This window comes from Mesorhizobium sp. AA23, assembly GCF_001672435.1.
Classification (GTDB): Bacteria; Pseudomonadota; Alphaproteobacteria; order Rhizobiales; family Rhizobiaceae; genus Mesorhizobium.
Genome location: NZ_LYTP01000012.1, coordinates 579,476 through 606,242 on the forward strand (window position 1 = coordinate 579,476; position 26,767 = coordinate 606,242).

At 63.6% G+C, this 26,767-nt stretch carries 24 protein-coding genes, 1 tRNA gene and 1 pseudogene; 16 read left to right on the top strand and 10 right to left on the bottom strand.

The window, feature by feature from the left end:
• Positions 1–45: 45 nt before the first annotated feature.
• A complete protein-coding gene (gene rpsA / locus A9K66_RS13430; protein ID WP_067003396.1) occupies positions 46–1,743 on the bottom strand; it encodes a 30S ribosomal protein S1 in 1,698 nt (565 codons plus the stop codon).
• Positions 1,744–1,946: 203 nt separating this feature from the next.
• A complete protein-coding gene (locus tag A9K66_RS13435; protein ID WP_067003398.1) occupies positions 1,947–2,147 on the bottom strand; it encodes a hypothetical protein in 201 nt (66 codons plus the stop codon).
• On the opposite strand from A9K66_RS13435, the gene A9K66_RS13440 reads away from it, so the two are divergent.
• Positions 2,146–3,036 (top strand): bile acid:sodium symporter family protein, encoded by an 891-nt coding sequence (locus A9K66_RS13440; RefSeq protein ID WP_067324191.1) that lies wholly within the window; start codon positions 2,146–2,148, stop codon positions 3,034–3,036. The genes A9K66_RS13435 and A9K66_RS13440 overlap by 2 nt on opposite strands.
• Before the next feature lie 9 nt (positions 3,037–3,045).
• Here A9K66_RS13440 and cmk read toward each other — a convergent pair whose 3' ends face one another.
• Positions 3,046–3,696, bottom strand: coding sequence for a (d)CMP kinase (gene cmk, locus A9K66_RS13445; RefSeq protein WP_067324193.1), 651 nt, complete (start codon positions 3,694–3,696; stop codon positions 3,046–3,048).
• Positions 3,697–3,953: 257 nt separating this feature from the next.
• Complete coding sequence (aroA, locus tag A9K66_RS13450) at positions 3,954–5,312, bottom strand: 3-phosphoshikimate 1-carboxyvinyltransferase (protein ID WP_067324710.1); 1,359 nt, start codon at positions 5,310–5,312, stop codon at positions 3,954–3,956.
• Between the two features lie 194 nt (positions 5,313–5,506).
• Here aroA and A9K66_RS13455 point away from each other — a divergent pair, with 194 nt between their 5' ends.
• The 14 genes and pseudogenes from A9K66_RS13455 to A9K66_RS13515 all read left to right on the top strand — a co-directional run bounded on the left by A9K66_RS13455 (position 5,507) and on the right by A9K66_RS13515 (position 17,004).
• On the top strand, positions 5,507–5,902 hold the full coding sequence (locus A9K66_RS13455) for a TIGR02300 family protein (protein WP_067003406.1): 396 nt from the start codon (positions 5,507–5,509) through the stop codon (positions 5,900–5,902).
• Positions 5,903–6,078: 176 nt separating this feature from the next.
• Positions 6,079–6,154 (top strand) — tRNA-Ala (locus tag A9K66_RS13460).
• Positions 6,155–6,399: 245 nt separating this feature from the next.
• Positions 6,400–6,633 carry a hypothetical protein gene (locus tag A9K66_RS13465; protein ID WP_245307501.1) on the top strand — a complete coding sequence of 78 codons (234 nt, stop codon included), beginning with the start codon at positions 6,400–6,402 and terminating at the stop codon, positions 6,631–6,633.
• Positions 6,634–6,695: 62 nt separating this feature from the next.
• Entirely contained in the window at positions 6,696–7,412 is a 717-nt protein-coding gene (locus A9K66_RS13470; RefSeq protein WP_067324197.1) for a DUF2161 family putative PD-(D/E)XK-type phosphodiesterase, read from the top strand.
• Between the two features lie 130 nt (positions 7,413–7,542).
• Positions 7,543–8,274 carry a FadR/GntR family transcriptional regulator gene (locus tag A9K66_RS13475; protein ID WP_067324712.1) on the top strand — a complete coding sequence of 244 codons (732 nt, stop codon included), beginning with the start codon at positions 7,543–7,545 and terminating at the stop codon, positions 8,272–8,274.
• A complete protein-coding gene (locus A9K66_RS13480) occupies positions 8,271–9,473 on the top strand; it encodes a PLP-dependent transferase (RefSeq protein ID WP_067324199.1) in 1,203 nt (400 codons plus the stop codon). The genes A9K66_RS13475 and A9K66_RS13480 overlap by 4 nt, the downstream gene beginning before the upstream one ends.
• A 25-nt stretch (positions 9,474–9,498) precedes the next feature.
• Positions 9,499–10,776: a sugar ABC transporter substrate-binding protein gene (locus tag A9K66_RS13485; protein WP_067003717.1), complete on the top strand. Its 1,278-nt coding sequence runs from the start codon at positions 9,499–9,501 to the stop codon at positions 10,774–10,776.
• A gap of 276 nt (positions 10,777–11,052) precedes the next feature.
• Positions 11,053–11,976 carry a sugar ABC transporter permease gene (locus tag A9K66_RS13490; protein ID WP_067324201.1) on the top strand — a complete coding sequence of 308 codons (924 nt, stop codon included), beginning with the start codon at positions 11,053–11,055 and terminating at the stop codon, positions 11,974–11,976.
• Entirely contained in the window at positions 11,976–12,824 is an 849-nt protein-coding gene (locus A9K66_RS13495; RefSeq protein ID WP_067324203.1) for a carbohydrate ABC transporter permease, read from the top strand. The genes A9K66_RS13490 and A9K66_RS13495 overlap by 1 nt, the downstream gene beginning before the upstream one ends.
• A gap of 3 nt (positions 12,825–12,827) precedes the next feature.
• On the top strand, positions 12,828–13,895 hold the full coding sequence (ugpC, locus tag A9K66_RS13500; RefSeq protein WP_067324205.1) for a sn-glycerol-3-phosphate ABC transporter ATP-binding protein UgpC: 1,068 nt from the start codon (positions 12,828–12,830) through the stop codon (positions 13,893–13,895).
• 131 nt (positions 13,896–14,026) lie between these two features.
• Positions 14,027–14,199 (top strand): annotated as a pseudogene (locus A9K66_RS29475) (sugar phosphate isomerase/epimerase); the annotation flags it as partial.
• 86 nt (positions 14,200–14,285) lie between these two features.
• On the top strand, positions 14,286–14,771 hold the full coding sequence (locus A9K66_RS13505; RefSeq protein ID WP_067324207.1) for a hypothetical protein: 486 nt from the start codon (positions 14,286–14,288) through the stop codon (positions 14,769–14,771).
• 199 nt (positions 14,772–14,970) lie between these two features.
• The gene (locus A9K66_RS13510) at positions 14,971–16,410 is read left to right on the top strand and encodes an aldehyde dehydrogenase family protein (protein WP_067324714.1); all 1,440 of its coding nucleotides are present in this window, start codon (positions 14,971–14,973) and stop codon (positions 16,408–16,410) included.
• A 12-nt stretch (positions 16,411–16,422) separates the two neighbouring features.
• Positions 16,423–17,004: a DUF1349 domain-containing protein gene (locus A9K66_RS13515; RefSeq protein ID WP_067324209.1), complete on the top strand. Its 582-nt coding sequence runs from the start codon at positions 16,423–16,425 to the stop codon at positions 17,002–17,004.
• An 85-nt stretch (positions 17,005–17,089) separates the two neighbouring features.
• Here the strand turns inward: A9K66_RS13515 and A9K66_RS13520 are convergent, their stop codons facing one another.
• The 4 genes from A9K66_RS13520 to A9K66_RS13535 form a co-directional block, all read right to left on the bottom strand.
• A complete protein-coding gene (locus A9K66_RS13520) occupies positions 17,090–18,655 on the bottom strand; it encodes a glycosyltransferase (RefSeq protein WP_067324211.1) in 1,566 nt (521 codons plus the stop codon).
• Entirely contained in the window at positions 18,652–20,799 is a 2,148-nt protein-coding gene (locus A9K66_RS29480) for a glycosyltransferase (RefSeq protein ID WP_082953847.1), read from the bottom strand. The genes A9K66_RS13520 and A9K66_RS29480 overlap by 4 nt, the downstream gene beginning before the upstream one ends.
• Before the next feature lie 11 nt (positions 20,800–20,810).
• Positions 20,811–21,461, bottom strand: a complete 651-nt coding sequence (locus A9K66_RS13530) for a bifunctional DNA primase/polymerase (protein WP_082953848.1) — start codon at positions 21,459–21,461, stop codon at positions 20,811–20,813.
• Between the two features lie 100 nt (positions 21,462–21,561).
• The gene (locus A9K66_RS13535) at positions 21,562–22,491 is read right to left on the bottom strand and encodes a TIR domain-containing protein (RefSeq protein WP_067324214.1); all 930 of its coding nucleotides are present in this window, start codon (positions 22,489–22,491) and stop codon (positions 21,562–21,564) included.
• A 483-nt stretch (positions 22,492–22,974) separates the two neighbouring features.
• Here A9K66_RS13535 and A9K66_RS13540 point away from each other — a divergent pair, with 483 nt between their 5' ends.
• Complete coding sequence (locus A9K66_RS13540; RefSeq protein WP_067324216.1) at positions 22,975–24,258, top strand: O-antigen ligase; 1,284 nt, start codon at positions 22,975–22,977, stop codon at positions 24,256–24,258.
• A 112-nt stretch (positions 24,259–24,370) separates the two neighbouring features.
• Here the strand turns inward: A9K66_RS13540 and A9K66_RS13545 are convergent, their stop codons facing one another.
• Both A9K66_RS13545 and A9K66_RS13550 read right to left on the bottom strand, forming a co-directional pair.
• Positions 24,371–25,465: an acyltransferase gene (locus A9K66_RS13545; RefSeq protein WP_067324218.1), complete on the bottom strand. Its 1,095-nt coding sequence runs from the start codon at positions 25,463–25,465 to the stop codon at positions 24,371–24,373.
• A gap of 106 nt (positions 25,466–25,571) precedes the next feature.
• Positions 25,572–26,759, bottom strand: coding sequence for a polysaccharide biosynthesis/export family protein (locus A9K66_RS13550; RefSeq protein ID WP_156751068.1), 1,188 nt, complete (start codon positions 26,757–26,759; stop codon positions 25,572–25,574).
• Positions 26,760–26,767: the final 8 nt, after the last annotated feature.

The following is a 26,767-nucleotide window of genomic DNA, read 5'->3' on the forward strand; positions in this document are numbered from 1 at the left end:
CCGGATCGCTCCGGCGGGGTTTTTGCTTTCGGTAGAGGAAGGAGCTTAGTTGCCCTGCTTCTTCAGCGCCGCGCCCAGGATGTCTCCCAGCGAGGCGCCGGAGTCGGTCGAGCCGTACTGGGCGACCGCTTCCTTCTCCTCGGCGATTTCCAGCGCCTTGATCGAGACCTGCAGCTTGCGGGTCTTCTTGTCGAAGGCGATGACGCGGGCGTCGACCTTCTGGCCGACGGTGAAGCGCTCGGGGCGCTGCTCGTCGCGGTCACGGGAAAGGTCCGAACGCTTGATGAAGGTATCGAGGCCGCTGTCGACCAGCCGCACTTCCAGGCCGCCATCCTTCACCGCGGTGACCTCGCAGGTGACGACGGCGTTCTTGCGCAGCTCGCCGCTGCTCGCCGCCTCGCCGACCGTGTCGCGGGCCAACTGCTTGATGCCGAGCGAGATGCGCTCCTTCTCGATGTCGACGTCGAGCACCTGCGCCTTGACCATGTCGCCGCGATTGTACTCTTCGATCACCTGCTCGCCCGGACGGGTCCAGTCGAGGTCGGAGAGGTGCACCATGCCGTCCACGTCGCCTTCCAGGCCGATGAACAGGCCGAACTCGGTCTTGTTCTTGACCTCGCCCTCGACCTGGCTGCCGACCGGATGGTTGCGCGCGAAGGCTTCCCACGGGTTCTCCAGCGTTTGCTTGAGACCGAGCGAGATGCGGCGCTTGGCCGGATCGACCTCGAGCACCACCACGTCGACTTCCTGCGTCGTCGACAGGATCTTGCCGGGATGCACGTTCTTCTTCGTCCACGACATTTCCGAAACGTGGATGAGGCCCTCGATGCCCGGCTCCAGCTCGACGAACGCGCCGTAGTCGGTGATGTTGGTGACGGTGCCCTTGATCTTCTTGCCGATCGGGAACTTGGTGCCGATATCCGACCACGGATCGCTCTCGAGCTGCTTCATGCCGAGCGAGATGCGGTGGGTTTCCTGGTTGATGCGGATGATCTGCACCTTGACCGTCTGGCCGATGTTGAGGATCTCGGTCGGATGGTTGACGCGGCGCCATGCCATGTCGGTGACATGCAGCAGGCCGTCGATGCCGCCGAGGTCGACGAAAGCACCGTAGTCGGTGATGTTCTTGACCACGCCCTCGACCACCTGGCCTTCCTCGAGGTTCTGCACGATTTCCGAACGCTGTTCGGCGCGGCTCTCCTCGAGCACGGTGCGGCGCGACACCACGATGTTGCCGCGGCGGCGATCCATCTTGAGGATCTCGAAGGGCTGCGGGTTGTGCATCAGCGGCGAGACGTCGCGGATCGGACGGATGTCGACCTGGCTGCGCGGCAGGAACGCCACGGCGCCGTCGAGATCGACGGTGAAGCCGCCCTTGACCTGGTTGAAGATGACGCCTTCGACGCGCTCACCCTTGGTGAACTTCTCTTCGAGGCGCACCCAGCTCTCCTCGCGGCGGGCCTTCTCGCGCGACAGCATGGCCTCGCCAAGCGCGTTCTCGATGCGCTCGACATAGACCTCGACGGTGTCGCCGACCTTGAGGGAGGAATCCTTGCCCTTGGCGCCGAATTCCTTCAGCGGCACGCGGCCTTCGACCTTGAGGCCGACATCGATGATGGCCATGTCCTTTTCGATCGCGGTAATCGTGCCCCGGACAACCTGGCCCTCGCCGGAATGGCCGGCGGTGAATGATTCTTCGAGCATGCTCGCGAAATCATCGCGAGTGGGATTTGCAGCTGACATTGTTTCTCCTGGAATGCTTCGCACAACAAGCGAAGCGGGCGCCGTGGGTTAGCGTTGCGTGAGCCTGCCGGCGTTCCGGGCTGAAGAGCCCTCGGCCGCTTAAGCGGCAAGTCCGGCGCATAGAGAATGCTGGCAGGCTGGTTCGTGCCCGATATGGGTATTTTCATCGCCTCCGGCAACGGAAAACACGAGGAAAACCCGGATCAGGCCTTGTTTCTCTTGGCCAGCAGTCTTTGATGGTTAGCCATGGCCGCCAGAAACGCGGTCTCTATAGACACTTCGCCGGTGTCAGGCAAGTGCGCGTCGCGGCGGTGCGCGTGCTCCGCCCGAATGTTTTTGCGATTACGCGTTCGCGGCTGCAGTTCTTTTTTGCCGACATGGATTGTCACGGGGAGCATCACCATGCAGTCAAGCGCCACTTTCAACATCTTCCTGCCGGTTGCCCTCGTCATCATCATGCTGGGGCTTGGCCTGTCCCTCAAGCTCCAGGATTTCTTGCAGGTGGTGCTGCGACCGAAGGCCCTCCTGGTGGCTCTTATCGTGCAGATACTGGTTCTTCCCGTCCTTTGCTTCGGCATCGTGTCGGTTTCGGCTTTGCCGCCTGCCATGGCGGTCGGCATGATGCTGCTCGCGGCCAGTCCCGGCGCCCCGTCCGCGGTTCTCTTCACCCACCTTGCCAAGGGCGATACGGCGCTCAGCCTGACGCTGACGGCGATCAGCTCAATGGTGGCGCTGGTGTCGGTGCCATTGATCACCAATTTTTCGCTGCTGCATTTCTATGGCGCCGGGCACGTCATCCCGCTGCCGATCGAGAAATTCCTGCAGTTCTTTGCCGTTGTGCTTGTCCCGGTTTCGATCGGAGTTGCCGTCCGGCACCGCTACACGGCCTTGGCCGAGCGCCTGGAGGGGCCCGTCAAGCTACTGGCGACGCTTTTTCTTGCGGCGGTCGTTATTTTTGCCGTCGTCGATCAGCGGCAGGTCATCGTGACCTGGGGGCCCATTGTCGGCTTTGCCGCCTTTGCCTTCAACGTGGTGAGCATGGCGCTCGGCTACGCCGTTCCGTCGCTGCTGCGCCTGGAAAGGCGGCAGGCGGTCGCCATCACCATGGCAACGGCCATCCACAACGCCGCGTTCGTCATAGCCTTGGCGCTTAGCGAATATCTCCTCAACAACGCCGAAATGGCGATCCCGCCAGCGCTTTACGCCTTGATTGCCTATGTCACCGCGGCGGTTTTCGTAGCCGTCGTGAGCAGGTCAGGCAGACATGCGATCGAAGGCACGATCCGGTCGTGATAGCCAAGCTCAGGCGAGGTCTTTCGCGGCCATGGCTCGGTCAACGATTGCCATGGCCGCCAGAAACGCGGCCTCGATTGCCATGTCGCTGGTGTCGAGCAAGTGCGCGTCCGCCGCCGCCTTGAGCGGGGAGTCGGCACGGCCCATATCGCGCTCGTCGCGGCGCTCGATGTCGGCGAGAATCGCGGCAAAATCGGCGCTGCCGCCCATGCTCTCGATCTCGGCCAGCCGGCGCCTTGCCCGCACTTCCGCGCTCGCTGTGACATAGAGCTTGATGTCGGCGTCGGGACACACGACCGTGCCGATGTCGCGTCCGTCGAGCACCGCGCCTGGCGGCGCCTTGGCGAACTCGCGCTGCTTATCGACCAGGATGCGCCGGACCGACGGAATGACGGCGACCTTTGAGGCGGCCTCGCCCACCGCATGCGCCGAAAGCACCGTGCGGTCGAGGTTCGAAAGATCGACTTGGCGAGCCGCGGTTTCCGCCGCCGAGACATTGTCGAGCGGCAGACCGAGCTCGAGCAGCTTATGGGCGACGGCGCGATAGGTGAGGCCGGTATCGAGCAGGTTCAGCCGGTAATGATCGGCGAGCCGGCGAGCGAGTGTGCCCTTGCCGGCGCCCGCGGGGCCGTCGATTGCGATGGTAAAGGGGTGGGTCATGGGTCGGCCGACGTAGTCGAAGAGCGCGATGAATATGACAAGCGCCGCGATCCTTCACACCCCCCTCTGTCCTGCCGGACATCTCCCCCGCAAGGGGGGAGATTGGCAGTTCCGATACCGGCGCATTCCGTCCGGCGTCGGAGATTGGCGAAAGCCTGCGCGACATCTGATCTCCCCCCTTGCGGGGGAGATGTCCGGCAGGAAAAAGCGGGGTGCTGTTCCACCTGCATCTCGGTTCGGCTCCAACCCATCGCCCGTCACTCGATCTCGGCGCCGAGCCCCTTCATCAGCCCCATGAATTCCGGAAAGCTCGTCGCGATCATGTTGGCGTCGTCGATGGTCACCGGCTTTTCCGTCGCCAGCCCCATCACCAGGAAACTCATGGCGATGCGATGATCGAGATGCGTTTTCACCGCCGTGTCCTGACCGTTGGGGTGAGCGCCCAGGCCCTTGCCGCCGGGCTTGCCGCGCACGGCGAGCGAGGCTTCGCCCTCGCTGCAGTCGACGCCGTTGAGCTTCAGCCCGTTGGCCACCGCCGACAGCCGGTCGGATTCCTTGATGCGCAATTCCTCCAGACCCTGCATCAGCGTTTCGCCCTCGGCGAAAACAGCGGCGACTGCCAGCACCGGATATTCGTCGATCATCGACGGCGCCCGCTCCGGCGGCACCACGACACCTTTGAGGTCGGAGGAGCGCACGCGCAGGTCCGCCACGTCCTCGCCGCCGGCATTGCGGGGGTTGAGAATGTCGATGCGGCCGCCCATCTCCTGCAATGTGAGGAGCAGCCCGGTGCGGGTCGGGTTCATCAGCACGTTCTCGATCACGATATCCGAGCCCGGCACGATGAGCGCCGCCACCAGCGGGAAGCCGGCCGAGGACGGGTCGCCGGGCACGGCGATGGTCTGCCCCGTCAGCTTGCCCTGGCCTTCGATGAAGATGTGGCGCACGCCGCGCTCGTCGGTCTCGACGGTGAGGTTGGCGCCGAAGCCTTTCAGCATCTTTTCGGTGTGATCGCGCGTCATCACCGGCTCGATCACGGTCGTGATGCCGGGCGTGTTGAGCCCGGCAAGCAGCACCGCCGACTTCACCTGTGCCGAGGCCATCGGCACGCGATAGGTGATGGGCGCGGCGTGTTTCGGGCCGCGCAGCGTGATCGGCATGCGGTCGCCGGGCGCCGCCTTCAGCACCTGCACGCCCATCTGGCGCAGCGGCTCCAGCACCCGGCCCATCGGCCGGCCGGAGAGCGAGGCGTCGCCGATAAAAGTCGTCTCCATGTCATAGGTGCCAACCAGGCCCATGGTGAGCCGCGAGCCGGTGCCGGCATTGCCGAAATCGAGCGGGCCTTCCGGCTCGAGCAGCGCGCCGTTGCCGGTGCCGCGGATCACCCATTCGGCCCCCTTCTTTTCGATATGCGCGCCCATCGCCTTCATGGCGGCGCCCGTGCGCATCACATCCTCGCCTTCCAGCAGGCCGGTGATGCGCGTCTCGCCGGAAGCCAGGCCGCCGAACATGAAGGAGCGGTGCGAGATCGACTTGTCGCCCGGCACCCGCGCCGCGCCGGCAAGGGCAGGGGATTTGCGGGCCGTAGCCGGCTTCGGGGCGGCAGCGTGAGACATTGTCTTTTCCAAATGCGGGTGCCGGCGGGCCGGCTCAATTCGTCGTGTTGCGGCGGTCTCGTATCACGGCGCGCCGCAATGGTCATCCCCTCACGCGGGCCTTCGAATGCAAGGTTTTGCGATGCCGGCTTTTGGCTTTGACAGCGCGGAAAACTGCGGTTAAGGGGACCATTCTTTTTTTGACGAGGCTTGCTGTGGCAAAACCTGAACTTGGCACAAAACGTGTCGACCCCGAAACGGGGCGGAAATTCTACGATCTGAACAAGGACCCGATCGTCTCGCCCTACACCGGCAAGAGCTATCCGCGGTCCTATTTCGAGGAAGGCAAGATTTCCGCGATCGAGGACGATGAGGACGTCGCCGACAAGGAAGTCGACTCCGAGGAGGAAGAAGGCGCCGAAATCGTCTCGCTCGAAGATGCGGACGAGGAGACCAAGGGCGGCGGCGACGATCTGCCCGATCTCGGCGACGACGAGGATGATGTCGATCTCGGTGACGATGACGATGACACCTTCCTTGCCGACGAGGAAGAAGAGGACGACGACGTTTCCGATATGATCGGCGTCGGCGACGACGAGGACGAGGTCTGATTTCGGCCCCGGCGCGATTGTTTGCCGGCCATTTTGACCTGTGACGAAAAAGCGGCTTTTCAAGGCTTGATCTTGACCGAAGGCGGCGCTAGAAGCCGCCAGCACTAAACGACGGCGCGGTGCCCAACCGCGCCGGATCTCTTCGCCGGAAACGGCGCCGGCTGACTGCCGGGAGTGGGGCCATAGCTCAGTTGGGAGAGCGCTTGAATGGCATTCAAGAGGTCGTCGGTTCGATTCCGATTGGCTCCACCAAACAGTCTTTCTGTGATGCTCGGTTTCGCGGCATTGGCGCTTGTCGCTTGTGAATCGGTATCCGAGGCCCCGCCTCCTCCTCAACCTGCCCCGGCTGCTGTCGCGGCTCCCGCTGTCCCGGACACTGCGGTGCTCGACCAAACCGTGGCGATCACGCCTCCGGGCAAGAGTGCCCCGCTCGATATGCGGCGTTTTCAGGCATTTGGGCGGGACGGCTGGATGGCACCTTTGAAGGCAAGCTGGCCGTGCTGACCGTTTCACCGGGCGGGCAGGTGACGGTCAGCTACGCGTGGGGCGATATGGCCGACAACAAGCCGGGGATCGCCGACGGCGCCGGCAGGATCGCCGGGAACACATTAAAGCTTGGACGCCTGCCGAACGGCGCAGACATCACGTTTACGATGCAGCCTGACGAAACGCTGGCCGGCACCTACACGCTTGCCGGCCAGACCTATAGGGGCCAGTTCGCCAAGCAATAGCGGCGGGCGGTCGCGTCGCCTTCTGCCGTGTCGGCCGGGCTCGAATCGGCTATGCCTCTCCCATGCAGGAAACGTCCCTCTATGCACCGGTGAAGCGGTTCCTCGAGAGCCTCGACTTCACCGTCAAAGGCGAGGTCGGCGGCTGCGACATCGTCGGGTTGCGCGAAGGCGAGCCGCCCGTGGTCGTCATCTGCGAGCTGAAGCTGCAGTTCAATCTCGAGCTCGTTCTGCAAGGCGTCGATCGGGCGGCGGCCTGCGACGAGGTCTGGCTCGCCGCGCGGATGTCGGCGCGCGGCAAGGGCCGCGAGCACGATCGACGTTTTCGCGCGCTCTGCCGCCGGCTCGGCTTCGGCCTGCTCGCGGTCGACGGGAAAGGCAAGGTCGAGTTGCTGCTCAGCCCGGCCGCCGTGCCGCCGCGGCGCGACCCGAGGCGGCGCTCGCGGCTGGTCGAGGAGCATCACCGCCGCAAGGGCGATCCGTCCATCGGCGGCAGCACGCGGCAAAAGCCGATCATGACCGCATACCGCCAGGAAGCAATTGCCTGCGCCGCCGCCATGGCCGACGGCCCGAAGCGGCCGCGCGATTTGAAACTCGTTGCCCCCCGCGCGGCCAGCATCCTGCTGCACAACTATTATGGCTGGTTCGCCAGGGCCGAGCGCGGCATCTACGCTCTGACCGAACTCGGGCAGGCTGCCTTGCAGTCGCAAGGGGTCCTCGACGGTCCGCCGCAGGTCGCTCCGTTTCAAGTCGAGCAACTTGGAGCGAAGCTCGGCGCGTGAGCGGCTGACGCCGCTCGCGCAGTGTCGGCTACCGATCGAAATCGTCGAATCGCACCATGCGTGGTTGACTCACCTCTTCGTTCATGCAGAAATTGGTTGGACCATTGAACCACTTTCGGAATTCACCAGCGTGACCGACCCTCTCCCGCCGATCCAGACGACGGCCCGCGATGATGCGGTTCTGAAGGCGTTGGCCGGCTTCGTGCGGCAGGAGGCGTTGGGTCCCGGTGAAAAACTGCCGACCGAGCGCATCCTGGCCGAGCGCCTTAAGGTCAGCCGCAACACGGTTCGCGAGGCACTCACCCGCTGGGAGGGGCTGGGCCTCGTCGAGCGGCGCCAGGGCAGCGGCACTTACCTCAAGGCGGCGGTTTCGCCCGACATGCTGCACATGCCGCTGACCCTTGCCGGCGGCAACGACTTTGCCGGCCTGATGCGCACCCTGGAGATCCGCCGCGCGCTGGAGGCCGAGGCCGCCGCTCTTTGCGCCGTCCGCGCCGGCAAGGCTGAGGTCGCCGAGATCGAGCGCAAGCTCGACATCATGGAAGAAGCCTTCCACAGCCGCGCCGGCATGTCGTCGGAGGAAGACTGGGAGTTCCACCAGTCGGTCTACCGCGCCTCCGGCAATCCGCTGTTCGAGCAGATCATCAGCGCCATGCACGAGCTGTTCCACCGCTTCTGGGAACATCCGCTCGGCGTGCGCGATTTCGGCCATGCCAGCTTTCCCTATCACCGCACCATCTTCGACCGCATCGCCGCGCACGACCCGGAGGGAGCCCGGGCCGAAGCGCTGAAGCTCATCGCTACTGTCGAAAACGACCTCAAGCGCGGCGCCGCCAACCTCAAGCTTTTGGACCGCAAATGAACGAGCATCCCACAGGGTTCGACCCGGCTTCTTTGGCCAGCGACTATCTCGGCGAGGCGGCGACTCTTCTCGCGCATGACGATCCGTTCCCCGGCGGCGCTGTGGTGCCGCCGATCTACCAGACATCGCTCTTCACCTTCGACAATTACGCCGACATGGCCGACACCTTTGCCGGCAGGAGAAGGCAGCCGATCTATTCGCGCGGCGACAACCCGACGGTGATGGAATTCGAGGCGCGTGTTGCGGCCTTGGAAGGCGCGGAAGCCGCGCGGGGCTTCTCCAGCGGCATGGCGGCTATCAGCGCCACCGTGCTTGCCTTCGTCGGCGCCGGCGAGCGGATCGTTGCCGTACGCAACTGCTATGGCGACGCCTACCGCCTGTTCGAGCGCCTGTTCCCGCGCTTGCAAATCAAGGTCGACTATGTCGACGGCTCGGACCCCGATGCGGTGGCGGCGGCGCTTCCGGGCGCCAAGCTGCTCTACCTCGAAAGCCCGACCTCGATGATGTTCGAGCTGCAGGACATTGAGCACCTGACCCGGCTGGCGAAAAGTGAGGGCATCGTCACCACCATCGACAATTCCTGGGCGACGCCCGTCTTCCAGAAGCCGATTTCGCATGGTGTCGATCTGGTGCTGCACTCGGCTTCGAAATATCTCGGCGGCCACAGCGACACCGTCGCTGGCGTGGTGGCGGGCTCGGCCGCGCATATCAAGCACATCAACGAGCAGACCTATTCATCGCTTGGCGGCAAGCTGTCGCCTTTCGAGGGCTGGCTTCTGCTGCGCGGCCTGCGCACGCTGCCGCTGCGGTTGCCGCATCATATGAAGAGCGGTCTCACGCTCGCCGAGCGGCTGAAGGCGCATGGCAAGGTCGAGCGGGTCAACCATCCCGCCTACTCCAATGATCCCGGCAAGAAGACGCTTGCCGGCTATGCCGGGCTGTTCTCTTTCGAGGTCGCGGAAGATGTCGACATTCCGGCTTTCGTCGATGCGCTGAAGCTGTTCCGCATCGGCGTCAGCTGGGGCGGCCATGAAAGCCTGGTCGTGCCCGCCAAGGCCTCGCTCGAGCAGACGCCGGGTCTCAATTCGATGGCGCGCTTCGGCGTCAGCCCCCGAACCATCCGCTTCAATGTCGGATTGGAGAACGTCGAGGACCTCTGGGCCGACATCGCCCAGGCCTTCGACAAGGCAAAAAAATAAGGTGTTCAAAATGGGAGTTCCGAACATGAAAAGACTGACAATCCTGCTTGCCGCCGCTGCCGGCCTGGCGATTTCCGCCGGGGCCGCGCTGGCCGACACCACCATCAAGATGGTCGAGGTCATCACCAGCCCGCCGCGCACCGAATTCCTGAAGAAGCAGATCGCCGAATTCGAGCAGGCCAATCCCGGCATCAAGGTCGAGCTCGTCTCGCTGCCTTGGGGTCAGGCGTTCGAGAAGTTTCTCACCATGGTTCAGGCCGGCGACACGCCCGACGTGGTTGAGATGCCGGAACGCTGGATGGGCCTCTATGCCAACAACGGCCAGCTCGAGGATCTCGGCCCCTACATGGCCAAATGGGACGACGCCAAGACGCTCGGCGACCGCGCCAAGCAGTTCGGCTCGACTGTCAACAACACGCAGTTCATGATCCCTTACGGCTATTATGTGAACGCGCTGTTCTGGAACAAGAAGCTTTTCAAGGAAGCGGGTCTTGACCGTCCGCCGGAAAACCTCGACGAGTTCGTCGAGTTCTCCAAGAAGATCTCCGCCATTCCCGGCAAATACGGCTATTGCCTGCGCGGCGGTCCGGGCGCCTTCAACGGCATGCACATGTTCATGAACATCGCCGCCGGCAAGGGCGGCTACTTCACCGAGGACGGCACCTCGACCATCAATGACGAGGGCTCGGTCAAGGGGCTGCAGATGCTGGCCGACATGTACAAGAACGGCCTGGCGCCGAAGGATTCCGTGAGCTGGGGCTTCAACGAGACGGTGACCGGCTTCTATTCCGGCACCTGCGCCATGCTCAACCAGGATCCGGACGCGCTGCTCGGCATCGCCGACAAGATGAGCGCCGACGACTTTGCGGTCGCGCCGCTGCCGGTCGGCCCGAGCGGCAAATCCTATCCGACGCTGGGCTATGCCGGCTGGGCGATGTTCGCCAATTCGCAGCACAAGGACGAAGCCTGGAAGCTGATGGCGACGCTGCTGTCGCCCAAGGACAATCTGGAATGGGCCAAGGAAGTCGGCGTCGTCCCGATCCACAACGGCGCCGATCAGGACGCCCACTTCAAGACCGAGCAGTTCAAAGGCTGGTTCACCGAGCTCAACGACAGCTCGAAGTATGAAATGGTGACGCCGCCGACGCATCTGGAAAACCTCGGCAACTTCGTCGACCAAGTGGCGATCAAGAACTTCCAGGAAGTGCTGCTTGGCCAGAAGCCGGCCAAGCAGGTGGCCGACGAGTGGGCGGCGTTCCTGACCAAGGAGCAGCAGGCCTGGCTGGCCAAGAACAAGAAGTGACCTTTCTTCCTTCTCCCCACTTGCGGGGAGAAGGTGTCACCCGATGAATGTCGCCCAAAAGTGCGAAGCGGTTTTGGGAGAACGACATTCACGGACAAGTGACGGATGAGGGGCAGCGCCGAATCCTGAAAGTCGGCTCCGCTCCTCATCTGCCTGCCCTCCTCCGCAGCAGCTGCGCTGCAGCTACGGAGGGTGAACCGGCGTCTTCTCTCCGTAGAATGGGGAGAAGGACGCTGTCGCCACGCTGGCCTCACCATCACCCGTAGAGCCAAATCGATGACCTACGCAGTGTCCGAAATCCGATCGACGGGCCGGCCGCGCAAGAAGCGGCTGAGCAAGGCCGCGATCGAGCCCTGGCTCTATCTTTCGCCGGCTATCGTCCTGCTGGTCGTCGTGCTCCTGGTGCCGCTGATCATCGGCATCAGCTATTCCTTCCGCAAATTCTCCGCCTTCAAATCGGAATATGTCGGGCTCGGCCAGTACCAAGCGATGCTCTCCGACGCGGTGCTCGGCCAGGCGCTGGTCAACACGCTTTGGTGGACGGCCGCCAGCCTGTTCTTCCAGTTCTTCCTCGGGCTTGGTCTGGCGCTGCTGCTCGACAAGCCCTTTTATGGCCGCAAGGTCGTGCAGGCCGTGGTGTTCCTGCCCTGGGCGGTGCCGTCCTTTCTTTCCGGCCTTACCTGGGCCTGGCTGTTCAACCCGATCATCGGCCCGCTGCCGCACTGGCTTTTCGCGCTCGGCCTGAAGGCCGAGCCGACCAACGTGCTTTCCGATCCGGCCACAGCTATGTGGGGGCCGATCGTCGCCAACATCTGGTTCGGCATTCCCTTCTTCGCCATCACTCTGCTTGCGGCGTTGAAGTCGATCCCGTCGGAACTGCATGAGGCGGCAGCCATCGACGGCGCCTCGCCCTGGCAGCGCTTCACCAAGGTGACGCTGCCGTTCCTGGCGCCGACCATCGTCATCACCGTCATGCTGCGCACCATCTGGATCGCGACCTTCGCCGACCTGATCTTCGTCATGACCGAGGGCGGACCGGCAGGCTCGACCAGCACGGTGCCGGTCTACATCTATGTCAGCGCCTTCAAGTCGCTGGACAAAGGCTATGCGTCCGCAGTCGCGGTTCTGCTGCTGGTGCTGCTCATTGCCTATGCGGTTGGCCTGATCGCCGTCCGCCGCACGCTTGTGAGGCATGTCTGATGATCGCCGGCCGCTCCACCTCCTCGCGCATCGCCGGCGGCATCGGCCTCTACGCCGCGATCGCCGCCTATGTCGTCTTCGCGCTGTTCCCGATCTTCTGGACGCTGAAGATCTCTGTGACGCCGGAGCGGCTGCTCTATTCCGAAGGCATAACGTTCTGGCCATCGGAAATGACGCTCAAGAACTTCGACACCGTGCTGGAGGCTTCCGACTTCCCGCGCTACTTTCTGAACAGCGTCATCGTCTCGGTGTCGACGGCCGCACTGGTCACCGTCATCGCCACGCTTGCCGGCTATGCGATGTCGCGCTTTACCTTCCGCGGCAAAGCGACTTTAGCGATCCTGCTTCTGCTGACCCAGACTTTCCCGCTGGTCATGGTCATCCCGCCGATCTACCGCATCATGGGCGATCTCGGCCTGACCAACAGCCTGACCGGGCTGATCATCATCTACACCGCCTTCAACACCGCCTTCGCCACCTTCCTCATGCAGTCCTTCTTCGACAGCATTCCGAAGGATCTGGAGGAGGCGGCGATGATCGACGGCTGCACGCGCGCCCAGGCCATGCGCCGGGTGATCGTGCCGCTCACCTTGCCCGGCATGGGGGCGACGCTCGGCTTCGTCTTCACCGCCGCTTGGAGCGAATTGCTGTTCGCGCTGATGCTGATCTCCAGCGACGAGCAGAAGACCTTTGCCGTCGGCCTGCTCACCTTCATCGGCAAGTTCGCCGTCGACTGGGGGCAGATGATGGCGGCCTCCATCCTGGCGCTGATCCCGGTCTGCATCTTCTTCGCCTTCCTGCAACGCTATCTCGTCACCGGCCTTACCGCCGGCGCTGTCAAAGGATAATCGATGGCTTCCGTCACCCTGCAACATGTCGAGAAGGACTATGGAGCGCTGCGCATCCTGCACGGCGTCGATCTCGAGATCGCCGACGGCGAGTTCGTCGTGCTGGTCGGCCCGTCCGGCTGTGGCAAGTCAACGCTGCTGCGCATGATCGCCGGCCTGGAGGAGGTCACCGGCGGCGAGATCCGAATCGGCGAGCGGCTGGTCAACGATGTGGCGCCGAAGGACCGCGACATCGCTATGGTGTTTCAGTCCTATGCGCTCTACCCGCATATGGACGTCTCTTCGAACATGGGCTTCAGCCTGATGCTGAAGAAGGCCGAGAAGACGACGATCGACGGCAGGGTGGGCGCCGCCGCCAAGCGCCTCGGTCTGGAGACCTTTCTCGGCCGCCTGCCGCGCCAGCTCTCCGGCGGTCAGCGCCAGCGCGTCGCCATGGGCCGCGCCATCGTGCGCGATCCGAAAGTCTTCCTGTTCGACGAGCCGCTGTCGAACCTCGACGCCAAGCTGCGCGTCCACATGCGCGCCGAGATCAAGGCGCTGCACCAGCAGCTCAAGACGACCTCGGTCTATGTCACGCACGACCAGGTCGAGGCGATGACCATGGCCGACCGCATCGTCGTCATGCATGACGGCTATGTGCAGCAGGTCGGCCATCCGCTGGAGCTCTACGATCGTCCCGCCAACACTTTCGTCGCCGGGTTCATCGGCTCGCCCGGCATGAATTTTTTGCCGGCAAAGGTCGCCAAGGGCGGCAAGGTCGATGCCGTGCTGGCCGACGGCCAGAAGCTGAGGCTGCCGGACGGATTGCCGCTGAAGGATGGCGATGCGCTGACCGTCGGGCTGCGGCCGGAACACATCCGGCTGGCCGACGACGGCCCGCTGAAAGGTCAGGTCGAGGTCGTCGAGCCGCTCGGCCTGTCGACGCAATTCTATGTCAGGCTGGCCAACCAGCAGATCTGCGTCTTCGTCATGGGCCGCAGCAATGTCAAACCGGGCGACGCGGTCCGCCTCGCCGCCGACCCAGCGGCGCTGCATCTGTTCGATCCGGCAAGCGGCGCTCGCATCGGATAGGTCAGCGCCGGCGGAAGGCGTCCAATGTGTAATCGGGCCGGTCAGGTCGCCTAGATCGGCCAATATCCCGGACAAGACCAGCGTCGTCGCCACGCCTGCACCGGCCCCGCCTGCGCTGTCGTGCTCGACGCGAATCCTTCTCCTCCGAGATCGTCGGCGAGAACCTCTTGAGGAAGACGGCGATCTGGCGCAATTGTGGACCGACAACATGGAATTGGCCCGCCATGCGCGCCGCTTCATCGACGTCGGCCTGGAGACCGCCCGGCGCAAGGCCGAACTCCACTCGGCCTCGCAAGAGCCCTGACGCTTCGATACTGCCGCGAGGTGAATTGCGGTTTTCGGCAGCCGCGCTCTGCTAGACTCCCGTGATTCGTCTCGACAGGGAACGGCATGAGCAAGGCTCTCGGCACATTCGCATTGGTCACGGTTCTGAGCGCCTTGCTGATGGCGCTGTCGCTGGCGGTCGCCAAGCACGGCTACCCTCAAGGCGCCTTCGTCGTTAAGCGCCTCGACGGCATTGCCGACGCGGGTTCGTTCCTGGCCATCGCCGCCATTTATTCCTTCAGCGCGCTGTTGATGTTGATCCTGCCCATCCGCGCCGCCGGGGTTGTGCTTACGCATGCCGCCGACGCGATCTTCTGGGCAACGATCGTGCTGTTCGCCGCCATTGTCGGTTCGCTTCTCGCTCGATGGGCGCTCGGCCAGCGTGAGGTGCCTTGGACCCTTCTCAACTGGCGCTTCCTGTTCGTCCCGGCGATCGTCGGCGCGCATCTCGCCATGAATGAGCTTCGCCGCAACATCTTGCTCAGAAGCCTGTTCTTCGTCATCTTCGCCGCGGCAACGCTCGCCTGCCTGTTCTGGTCGTTTTCCGTCTGAAGGAGGCCGTCAGGGCTTTGTCGTGACAGGGGGCGCGGACGAAGCCGGTGGACTTCCACCGCCGCGCGCCTACCTTTATCGAAAGCTTCTCGGGTAGACGTTTCCGCAGACCATGGCTATATCATTTGTCTGACAAATGACCGGCGCTTTGCCACGCCAGCCAATCTCGAAGAAGCAAGCCAATCTCGAAGGAATGAAGATGACCGTGCTCCGCAAGAACCTGATCGACGGCGAGTGGCTGGGCGAGGCCGGCTCGCGCAACATCAACCCGTCGAACACCAACGATGTGGTCGGCGAATACGCCTCGGCCGGGCCGGAGGAGGCCAAGCAGGCCATCGCGGCCGCCAAGGCGGCCTTCCCGGCCTGGTCGCGCTCCGGCCCGCTGGCGCGCCATGCCGTGCTGAAGAAGACTTCCGACGAGATCATGGCGCGCAAGGACGAGATCGGCCGGTCTCTCGCTCGCGAAGAAGGCAAGACCCTGGCCGAAGGCGTCGGCGAAACCATCCGCGCCGCGCAGATCTTCGACTTCTTCGCCGGCGAGACGCTGCGGCTGTCTGGTGAGCTTGTGCCGAGCGTGCGCCCCGGCGTCGGTGTCGAGATGACCCGCGAAGGCGTCGGCGTGGTTGGCATCATCACGCCGTGGAACTTCCCGATCGCCATTCCCGCCTGGAAGATTGCGCCTGCGCTGGCCTACGGCAACACCATCGTCTTCAAGCCGGCGGAACTGGTCCCCGAAAGTGCCTGGACCATCGTCGACATCCTGCATCGTGCCGGGCTGCCGAAGGGCGTTCTCAACCTCGTCATGGGCAAGGGCTCTGTCGTCGGCCAGGCCATGCTCGACAGCCCGGACGTCAACGCCATCTCCTTCACCGGCTCTGTCGGCACAGGCAAGCGTGTCGCCGCGGCGAGTGTCGAGCATATGCGCAAGTTCCAGCTCGAGATGGGCGGCAAGAACCCGCTGGTCGTGCTCGACGATGCGGACCTTGCGGTGGCCGTCGATTGTGCCGTCAACGGCGCCTATTTCTCGACCGGCCAGCGTTGCACCGCGTCCTCGCGCCTCATCGTCACCGAAGGGATCCACGACCGCTTCGTCGACGCCATGAAGGAACGCCTGGACAAGCTGGTCATCGGCGACGCGCTGGACGCCAAGACCCAGATCGGCCCGGTCGTCGACCAGACCCAGCTCAAACAGGATGAGGACTATATCGCCATCGGCCGCCAGGAAGGCGCTGAACTCGCCTTCGGCGGCGAGCGGCTGGAGCGCGAAACTCCCGGCTTCTATCTCAGGCCGGCGCTGTTTACCGGCGCCACCAACGCCATGCGCATCTCGCGCGAAGAAATCTTCGGCCCGGTCGCCAATGTCATCCGCGTCAAGGATTATGATGAGGCGCTGACTGTGGCCAACGACACGCCGTTCGGCTTGACCTCCGGCATCTGCACGACAAGCCTGAAGCACGCGACGCATTTCAAGCGCAACTCCGAAGCCGGCATGGTAATGGTCAACCTGCCGACGGCGGGCGTCGACTTCCATGTGCCGTTCGGCGGCCGCAAGGGCTCGAGCTACGGCCCGCGCGAGCAGGGCCGCTACGCCATGGAGTTCTACACCACCGTCAAGACGGCCTATACGTTCGCCGGCTGACGGGCAGGCGTCATGACGTCCGACTTCGCCGGAATGGCCTGGCTCAACCCGCCGCCGCGCCATGTGTTTGGCGACGGGACGCTTCATGTCCGCACCGGCAAGGAGACGGATTTTTGGCGCGAGACCTTCTACGGCTTCCGCCGCGACAATGGCCATTTCCTCTATCGTCCCGTGGCGGGCGACTTCAGCGCCGAGGTCACCGTCAAGGGCGAATACAAGGCGCTCTACGATCAGGCCGGCCTGATGCTGCGGCTCAGCGAAACGCACTGGATCAAGGCCGGTATCGAATACACGGACGGCCTCGCCTATTTTTCCGTTGTCGTCACCAACGACGCCTCCGACTGGTCGCTGGTCAGCATTCCGACCGACCCCGACGGCGTACGGATTCGTCTGACCCGACACGCCGAAGCCATTCGCGTTCAGTACCTCGAAGCCGCGGACGGCCGCTGGAAACCGGTGCGGCTGGCCCATTTCCCGGTCTCGCGGAGCGTCAACGTCGGCATGATGTGCTGCTCGCCGCAGCGCGAAGGCTTCGAGGTGATGTTCTCGGGCTTCAGCGTTGGCCCGCCAATCGCGAGAGAGTTGCACGATTGATGGTGGCGCGGCGCTGCCCGCGCGCACCTGCGACGCTGCCCTCCGCGGCCGGCCGTTTCTGGAAGGAAACTGGGAAAGACGGGCCTCACCAAGGGACGTGCTGTATCTCCAGCCGCGGCAGTCCGATCGGCCTGATGCCGAGATCGTTCGCCAGGGCACCGAAACCCTCGGTCTCGATCAGGTCGCGATAGGGGATCTCCGGAAAGCGAAGGCCGCCGCGATGCAAGGCGGCATCGACCAAGAGCATGGTGCCGCCGACACCGTCCAGGCCGATGCTGTCGAGGTGGCGGACATCGCTCATATGCAGCCTTGCATGGGTGTGCCGCGGAGGCTGATAGAGACCGTCGTGAACATGGCGGAAGTAGTTATGATCTCTGTTGTGCCGCACCGTGACGAAACTGTTGAGGTCGAAGCTGTCGCCGCCTGGGACTTTCACGCAGTGCGGCGCGACGATGCGGTGCCCCCTTGCAATCAGCCGGGTCACGACATCCGCTGGAAAACGCCAGACATCGATGTCGATCCACAGCGCCCAGTCGTCCTCTTCGGTCAGCCCCTTATCGATCAGATGGTTACGCACTTTGGCGATGCCGCTGCGCCTGACGCGTTGCAGCTGCCGGTTCGCTCGCTTGTCGCGGTCAAGCTCGGTGCCGAGTTGTTTCCGCAGCAGCACGACCTCCCGATAGTCCTTGCCCAGGGCCGCAGTGGCACCTTGCAGCCGCTCCCAGCTGCCATCTGAACTGTCGCCTTCGCAAAAGACGAGCTTCATCCTATTTTTTGGGTAGTCGAGCTGCCGCAACGCGGCGAGGAATGGCTCTATGTGTTGGGCCGCATCGCGCAGCGGCACCAGCACGGCGAGGTTGGATCCCGATGGTGGCCGCGCTGCGACGGCCGCTTGGCTGACGCTTTGCCGGGCGGCTTGCTCATCGGAAATAGTCCCGCGCGTCAGGCGGTGCCGGGCCTGGTAGATCAACTTGCGCAGCCTATGCCGCAACCGGGCGGGCTTCTCCGGCGTCCACCATGTGCCCGCCCAGTGGTGGATCGACAACGTCATGCCGCCGCTGCCCGCCCGCTTTCCCGACGAATCGAGAGGCGAGTACAACTCGGCCGGATGGATCGCAAACGCCGTCTGGTCTGGATAGCCGAGTTGCGCGGAGGTAAGCACGCAAGGCCCGGTGGCGTCGATCGCCTGTTTTGCGCGGACGAGCCCGGGCAGGAACGACAGCAAATGAAGCCAGAATGGGTGCCCCGGCGGGCTGGCCATGGTCCCGTTGAACAGAAGGTAAGGCAATCCGCGAAAGTCCGCCTGCACGCGTGCGTGGGCGTCCGGCTCCGTGCAGAACACGATCCGATCCTCGCCCAGGATCGGATCGAACGGCGCCACGCATTCGCAATCGATATCGGCATAGACGCCGCCGAAATGGTGGAGAAGCAGATAGCGGCCCGCGTCGGCGCGCAGGATACCATACTCGTAGCTGCAAAAGGTCGGCAGGAAGCTGGGATAGTGTGCGGCCACGAACTCGAGCAAAGTCCGATCGTTCCAGAACATCATCGTCCAGTCCGGATGATGCCGCTTCCAGCTGTCGACATAGCCTTGGAAACGGGGTGGGACGATGTCGGTCTTCCACGTCTGGTGCAGGATTTTCGGGATCATCCGCGGCTCACGGCTTGAACTTGGTCACAGTCGGCGGCGAAGGGCGTGCCCAGGCCCTGACCGACGGCATCGCGGATCGCCTGCGGCCCGAACCGCGACCACGCGGCCTCGTGGGCCCGGGCGCGAACGCTGGCCATGCGCGCATGGTCGGAACAAAGTCTGACCGCTATGTCGGCCAATCCCTCGTCGGTGTCCGACAGAAGCACCTCGTCGCCCTCGATCAGGTTGAGACCCTCGGCTGCCAGCGGCGTTGCAATGACCGGGACCCCCCAGGCCATTGCTTCGAGGATCTTGATGCGCGTGCCGCCGCCCATGGCAAGCGGGACGATGCCGAGATGGGCAACGGACAACAGAGGTCTGATATCGTCCGGATCTTCGACCAGACTGACCCCATCCAGTCTTGCCAGGGCGCGAACGCGCGACTCGGGCGAACGGCCGGCAAGAACGAGCTTCGCGGTCGGCAGCGTCTGGCGAATGCGGGGCAAGATGGTGTGCCCCAGCCGCTCGGCGGCGTCGACGTTCGGCTGATAGCCCAGATGGCCAACATAAAGGATGAGCGGAAACGCATCCGAGACGGCTCGTTGCAGCGGCAGTAGCCGCGGCAGCTCGTCCGCTCGCGGGATGCCGTTTGGCACGATGTGGACGGGGACTTGCGGCCGGACAAACGCCTCCAGCCGCTGACGATCCCGTTGCGAGCACACCCAGATACGGTCGACGATGGCTGCCGCCTTTCTCTCGAGCGCCCTGAGGTCTGAGGAAAACGGCCGCCAACGCTTCTTGCGCGGCAACTGACCGGCGAGATCCGATTCGACATTGTGCATGTCCAGAACGAGTTGCCGGACCATCGGCCGCAACGGAGCGAGAAATCTGAACAGACCAACGCCTTCGACGACAATAGTATCCGGGCGAAAATCCGCCACGAGCGCCTTGAGCCGCGCCAGCGCCGGGAGCGGTATCCGGCTCTCGCCCTTGGCCCTCCAGCGGGCGAGCGAAGGCGCTCGCGGTTCGGGCTTGTTGATAAGCTCGGTCACGCGAATGTCTGGCCCGGCAGGTTGGACGTCGCTGCTTCGCGGCAGGAGCGAGGCCAGGCAGACCGGGCCGAACGCGGCTGCCGCCGTCGCGTTGCCGAAATTCCTGAGATCGGCGCCGGACCTCGGCGGAAACGGCGGGTCGTGGCATATGATCAGCGTGCGGCGCGACGTCGCTGAATTGGGCATTGGCGACATCCTAGCCTCAGTCTCGGTCAGTCGCCCGATTCGGATCCTGGCCAGATATCGCATCGCCTTCCAACTGCGCCCCAGCTCCTTATGCGCTCGGACCGCGCGCATCATGCCGCCAGCATCGGCGAACTTGCGGTGCCTGATCAGCTGTCGGGCGATCCGCTGAGCTATCCAGGCCTTGCGCCACTGCACCGCCTCCCGTTCGACGCCGGCGGCAGCCAGCCCGTTCAGTTCCAGCGCTATGGCAAGGAAGGTCCTGCGCGGTGCCGTGATGAAGCGGCGCGCCATACGTTCCTCGTCATGGTGGTAGAGCAGCACCGGGGTCTCGACGGTAACCACGTCGGCACGGGCCAGCACGGCGGTCCAGTAGCAGGTGTCCTCATCGAGGCCGATCGTTTCCGGAAAGCGGAGGTTTGCGGTCGCCCAGTCGGCGACCAACGCGCTTCCCATCGCGATTGGCCACACTTCGTTGCGAAGGTAGCGTCGCACATTCTCTCGCCGGTCCGCGCCGTAGCCTTGCGGTGCCTTGAGCTTGTCCGGCCGGCTTTTTGTCCGCCGTATGCTGGCCCCGACGGCAAGGCCGGCGCAAGGCCGGCCTGCCAGCGCCGCGCTCAGCCGCGACAGGCTGCCGGGCATCACCTCGTCGTCGGCATCGAGAAAGAATATGGATGTGCCGCTTGCCCGCTCGAGTCCGACATTGCGCGCGGCGCCCGCTCTGCCCAGTTGAACGCCCACCACGTCCAGCGGCAAGCCGTGACGGTGCGCGCTTTGCCTCGCCATCGCAGCCGTCTGGTCGTCCGATCCGTCGTCGACCAAGAGAATCTCGCGGATGACCGCTCTGTCGGAGGCCAGACTGCCGAGTGCCGCTTCGATGGTTGCAGCCGCATTTCTTGCCGGGATAACGACGGTAATGTCAGCCGCCATAGGTGAGCCGCTCATTGCTGTTCGAAGAAGCCACGCTTGAGCAGGCGGTCATAGCAATGCTTGAGCACCGACACGGGGCGCAGCGAAAGACTGTCAAGATTGCCCACCACCTGAGGTTCGATGTCGAATGGCGACTGGCCTTCGATCCAGCTGTAGGAGGAGCCGTCCTTCAGCACCGACGGGCAGCCCACGACATAACCGCCCAGCGCCTTCGCGTGACCCACCCGGCGCAAGCCGAAATGGAGGCTGGAAGAGATCACCGGTTCCCGCGTTCTTAGATAGACATGAAATCCGCTCGGCGATTTTGCTATCGGCGTGCCGTTCGCAATCGCCTTGTGACCGGACCGCCAGGCACGGTAGCCGGCGTCGTCATCGAAATCGAGGATCATCAGGTTCCCAAATCCGCCCAATATGCCGACATTGCCGGCAAAGTCGCCAAACCAGCGCGCGACGTCGCTGCGGCCCGGCGGCTTCTGCGCCAGTTGGAAGGTGATGGAGGTGAACGCCAGTTCCTTCAGGTCCTTGCGCAGCGTCCGCAGGTGCAACGGATCATACTCCATGGCCGCGAGGTCGAGATGCTTGCCGCCGGCACGAAGCGGCAGGCAGATATAGCCGCGCTCGAACAGCCTTATGGTATAGTCGGTCAGTGCCCCAGCCTGCATCCGCCAATGTTCCGGGATCGAGACGTTCCCGACAATCTGTTGGGCCGAACGGTGCGTTCGTCAAGCGCCGGCGCCTTCGCCGCGATCGCCCGCACTGTCGTCAGACATTCTTGATCGACTTCCAGTGACTTAGCCGTTCTGCGATCAACTCCACGCGCCGCTGATTGTCGTTCCCGTCCAGGATGGTTAAGTCCTGCGGATCGGCGCGCAGATAGACGCCGGACGTTCGCGCATTCACCTCCGGATTCGTGTCCGAACGTGTGGTGAAATATCCGGACGCGCGCTCGGCGGATTCCAGCCGGATTTCGCCTGTCCCGTGCAGCTGCGGCGCGTTCGCGTCCAACGGCCGTTCCCCGTTCCAATAGTAGAAGATGCCCGAAGACTCTCCTTTCTCCTTCGACGCCTCGCTCCAGTATCTGGCCGACAGGCTGCCATTCTCTTGCCATGAGCGGCCGTTCAGCTCCAGCGCGCCGTTGCGGTCCCGCGAGATCCTGAGCAGACTGACCGCGGAAGGCTCCCTTGCTGTGCGCTCTGACAGGGAGAACTGCCACCAAAACCCCTCTATGCGGGCGACTCGCCCCTCATTTTCGATGGCATTTCGCAGTTTTTGATTGATCGCTCTGGTCTCCGCGGCGGTCGCTGCCTCGCCGTAGCGTACCGACGTCAGGCCGAGCAGATCGCTGGGAAGCTTGGCACCATTCGCATGCAGGATGAAGGTCCGGCGCATGCCGAGAACCCCGCCGAACAGGCCGGCCTCGAAAACCACATTGTCTCGCGGAGAAGCCTGGGCGGGAACAGTGGTGGTCGATTCCGGCTGGCTCGCGCTCGTCCAGTCGTCCTGGGCGAACACGAAAGCGGCGAAGTCGACCTCGCGCGTCAGCTCGAGGAGACGCCCCAGTGTTGTCGTCCCGGGATTGAAGGATGTCGTCCAAGGTTCGACATTGGCAATATCTTCAAGGCCACGCTGCAGCGCCTGCAACAGCTTCTTCTGTTTTCCTGACGAGCCCAGGAAGATTCGCGGTTTGGCCATTCGTCTCTCTCCGGCGCAATAGACTCCTCACAGCGTAGGCGGTTGTCCTATCTCATTGCAACGACCGCATTACCATGGCACGCCTCCAGCTACACCTCCGCGCGGTGCTGGAAGAACTGCAGGAAGAGCTCGCGCTCGGTGGTGATGCTCGGGGACCTGTTCTCGCATGAGCCATAATCGAAATCGATTTTCGGGAAGGATCATCCGCCAACGAGCAACAGGCCGCCCCATTCCGGCCTTTTCGCTATGCAATATGCCTGTGATAACGCCTCTTTGCCCGTGGCAACATTTCCGGTTGAGCCACCGGCGATAGGGCGATAGATTATGCTGCAGTGCACAATGAACCCGGTAGGGCCGAACGTCGGCTCGTGCCGGCTATCAGACACTGAACCGCGCTAACTGTTGTTTACGCAATTCCCGACGAAAGACAGTCACACACTTTTCCTGGAATTGCTCCAAGGCTGAACGGACGAAAAATCCGGCATGAAGATTCCAAAATCCATTCTGCTCGATCCGGAGGCAAACAAGGCCTATGGCGCCTTTGCCGTCGCGGTTTCCGTTCTTGCCTTTGCCTATTCCAGCAATGTCGGTCAGGTCCTGATCCTCGCCTATTACGCGGTCTGGCTGCCGCTGTTCTTCGTCGACTACCGGCGTTTCACCTGGAAGCTCTCAAACGCTTGGCTGCCGATACTCTTCGCGACCTATGTCTGCCTGTCGGTCTTCTGGTCGCAGGCCGCCGGCATCAGCGCGCGTGCGGCGGTGCAATATTCCTCGCATATCGTCTCTGCCTATATCGCGGCCCGCACCATCAGCGTGCGGACGCTGGTCCTGGGATCGCTGATCGGGATATTCGTCGTCCTGCTCTACTCGCTGAAAGTCAACGCTTACGCGCTGGACATAATGGACGGCACTTTCAATTTCGTCGGCGCCTTCGCCTCCAAGAACCAGGTCGGGTTCTTCTCGTCGTTCGGCATCTTTTTGTCTTTCGTCTTCCTGATGTTTTACCGGCGCAACTGGCTGAGCTTCTTCTGGACCGCGCCGATCATCCTGATGTCGGCATACATGCTGGCAATCTCCCACTCGGCGACATCCGTCGCCTCGCTGCCGGCGGTGCTCGGCATCGTCATCTTGCTCACCATGAGCAGGGTCCTGTCGCGGCGCTACCGCCGCGTGCTGTTCGTGGTCGGCGGCGGCGCGTTGGTAGCCGGCGTGGTGGCCGCGCTGAACCTCGGCCTGCTGGACGTCGTGCTCGGCATCTTCGGCAAGGATTCGACGCTGACCGGCCGCACCTATCTCTGGCAGCAGGGCTGGGAGGCGGCGCAGCTGCACCCGCTGCTCGGCTACGGCTATGCCGCCTACTGGGTGCAAGGGTTCGCCGATCCGGAACGGTTGTGGGCGGAGTTCTACATCACGACCCGCACCGGCTTCCATTTCCACAACACCTATATCGAGACCCTGGTCGAGATCGGCTTCGTCGGCGTCACCATGCTGGCGCTGATCATCCTGCGCGCCTTCTACGGCCATATCTCGAAGGTGGTGTTCGGGGTCTGGAGCGCCGATTCGGTGGTGCTCGCCGGCGCCGTCGGGCTGATGCTGATCCGCTCCTTCTTCGAGGTCGAGATCCTCGGCCCTTATTTCATGGCCTCCTTCATCGTCTATTATGGCCTGTTCAAGCTGACCCCGCTGCCGGTTGCCCGGCGACGGCGGGTTGCCATTCCTGTCCAGGATGAAAAATCTGCCAACGGCCACATGCCGGCGCCGGTCTGATCGCGGTTTTCGCCTAGTCCCCCGAAAGCGAGAACCGGTTTCGGGTCAAGGACATGCGTAAGACCAAAAGCCTAAAAGAGCACGGAGCAAATCTGAAGGATTGCGACGCGATTTAGGCCACGGCTCGCGAGCGCTGCATTTGCCGTTGCAGGAAGCGGCGCACCGGCTCGTCATAGACGCGGGTGGCAATGTCGGCGATGACGATGACTACAACGGCCATCACGATTCCGAACCAGGGATGATGCGCGAACGGGTCGACCGACGCCGCCTTGCCGGCCCCCGCGATGATCATCAGCATCGGCGTGTGGATGATGTAGATCGGGTAGGAGACCCGCCCCAGCCAGCCATAGAAGCTAGCCAGTCGCGGCGCCGTGGGTGCCACCGCGCCGGTCACCACCATCAGCGGGAACACGACGGCGATAGAGGCGAGGTCGTAGGCGACACGCCCGGCAGCACCCGCAGGCGCGATGGCGAAGACGATCAGCGTAAGCAGGATCGCGGCCTCGACCCACCAGCCGCGCCGCAGAAAGCCGAGGCCATCCTGGTAGCGCGCCATCGACCGGCAGAGCAGCACGCCGAGGAAGAAGGAGAACGACACGCGCGGGAGCCCGCTAATGATGGTCTTGCCGGTCATGCCGAAATCGAGCGTGCCGGCAAGTGCCGAGGCGACGATCAGCAGCACCAGGCTGACGGCTACCAGCACCGTCAGCACACGTTTCGACAGCAGGAAGAAGACGGCGGCATAGGCGATGTTGACGATCAGCTCGAAGAACAGCGACCACGAAGCGGGATTGAGCGGAAAGATCGTATGGTAGGCATCGCCGACCAGCGGAATGAAGAGCATGCCTGTCGTGAGCTGCGTGCCGATCTCCGACAACGGCATGTATTCCGTCGCAATCAGCCTGTTCTTGACCAGCAGATAGAAGCAGCCGAGCAACGTGCCGGCGAGGTAGAGCGGGTAGAGGCGTATCAAGCGGATGGCCAGGAAGGTGCCGAAGCCCATGCCGTTCTCGATCTTGCGGTCGTAAGCGTGGGCGATGACGAAGCCGCTGAGCAGGAAGAACAGGTCTACCGCAAGATAGCTCGACGGCAGCACTTTGCCGTCGGCCAGAAAGGGCGAGAAGTGATAGAGCATCACGCTGATCGCCGCCACGCCGCGGATGGCGTCGAGGTTCAGGTAGACGTGACGCGGAGCGGCAGGCTGCATTCTATGCCTTCAAGCGGTCCAAACAGATTGCTCGCCCGCACCTTGGCGCGAACGAGCCTGACTTGTTCCTCCCGCGGACCGCGCTGAGCGAGGCCCGGGCGCCCGGCTACTGGCTGGCCATGGGTGGGCCGCCGGCACTCGGCGCCAGCTTCACCTTGATGACGTCGCCCGGCAGCACCGGCGTGTCTTCCTTGGCGTCGATCTCGCTGGTCTTGCCGTCGGCAACACGCACCAGCGAATACAGCAGGGCCGGTTCCTGGCCGCCTGTTATGGCAGCCGCCATTGCGGGATCCGAGGCCGCGGCGATCAGGCCCTTCTGCATGGCAGTCCTCAGCGTCGCCTCGTTCAGGTCGGCCTCGGCCTGCTGCCGGCTCGCGGCCAGGTTGGAATTGAGCGTGTTGCGGGCATCGATGGCGTCCTGATCAGCTTTGCTGATCGATTGCTTGGCGGTGAGGATGGCCGTCTCATAGTCCAGGATCTTGCCCTGCAGGTCCGCCACCGACTGTTTCGAATCGAGCAGTCGCGCATTGGCGACAAGGCCCTTCTGGGCCAGCGGACCGATGCTGGTGAGCTGCTGCTGCGCCAGATCCACCTGCTGCTGCTGGTTGGCGATTTTCTTCTGCAGCGATTCGATCTCGCCTTCGAGCACGCCTTTCAGGTCATCAAGCGCGTCCAGCTTCAGGTTCAGCGCCTTCTGGTCGGCCGTGAGGATCTGCATTTCGTCGGCAACGATGGCCTGCGTTCTCGGGTCGTCCACGGCCTCCTTCGGAATCTCGAAGCTCGTCTTGCCGGCAAGGTCTGCGTCGATGCGCGCACGCTTTATGATCAACCGCAGCCGCTGGTCGTCATAGATATCGAAACTGCCCTTGGCGGTGACCAGGTCCTTGCCGAGCTGAGGGCCGTAATCGGCGTTGCGCCGGATGCCGCCGGCGATGCTCACCGCCTTCAGTACCGTAAGGTCCGGCACGTAGGGGAACTGGCCAGGGTTCTGCACTTCGCCCGAAATGTAGAATGGCCGGAACTGCGCCATCTCGACCGAGGCTTCAGGCTTGTCGGGCAGTGCCAGCTTGCGCTGCAGCGCGAGACCGATCGCCGCAGCGATCTCCGAGGTCGTCTTGCCGGCCGCCTGCATCTCGCCGACGAACGGTACCGAGAGCGTGCCGGCGGGGCCGACCGAATAGTCGCCGTTGATGGAGGACCAGTCGCGGAACGTGCCGTCGACCGTCTGCCACTCGGCGATGCGGATGTTGAGCTTGTCCTGCGGCCCGAGACGATAGTCTCCAGCCACCGCCATAGTGGGAA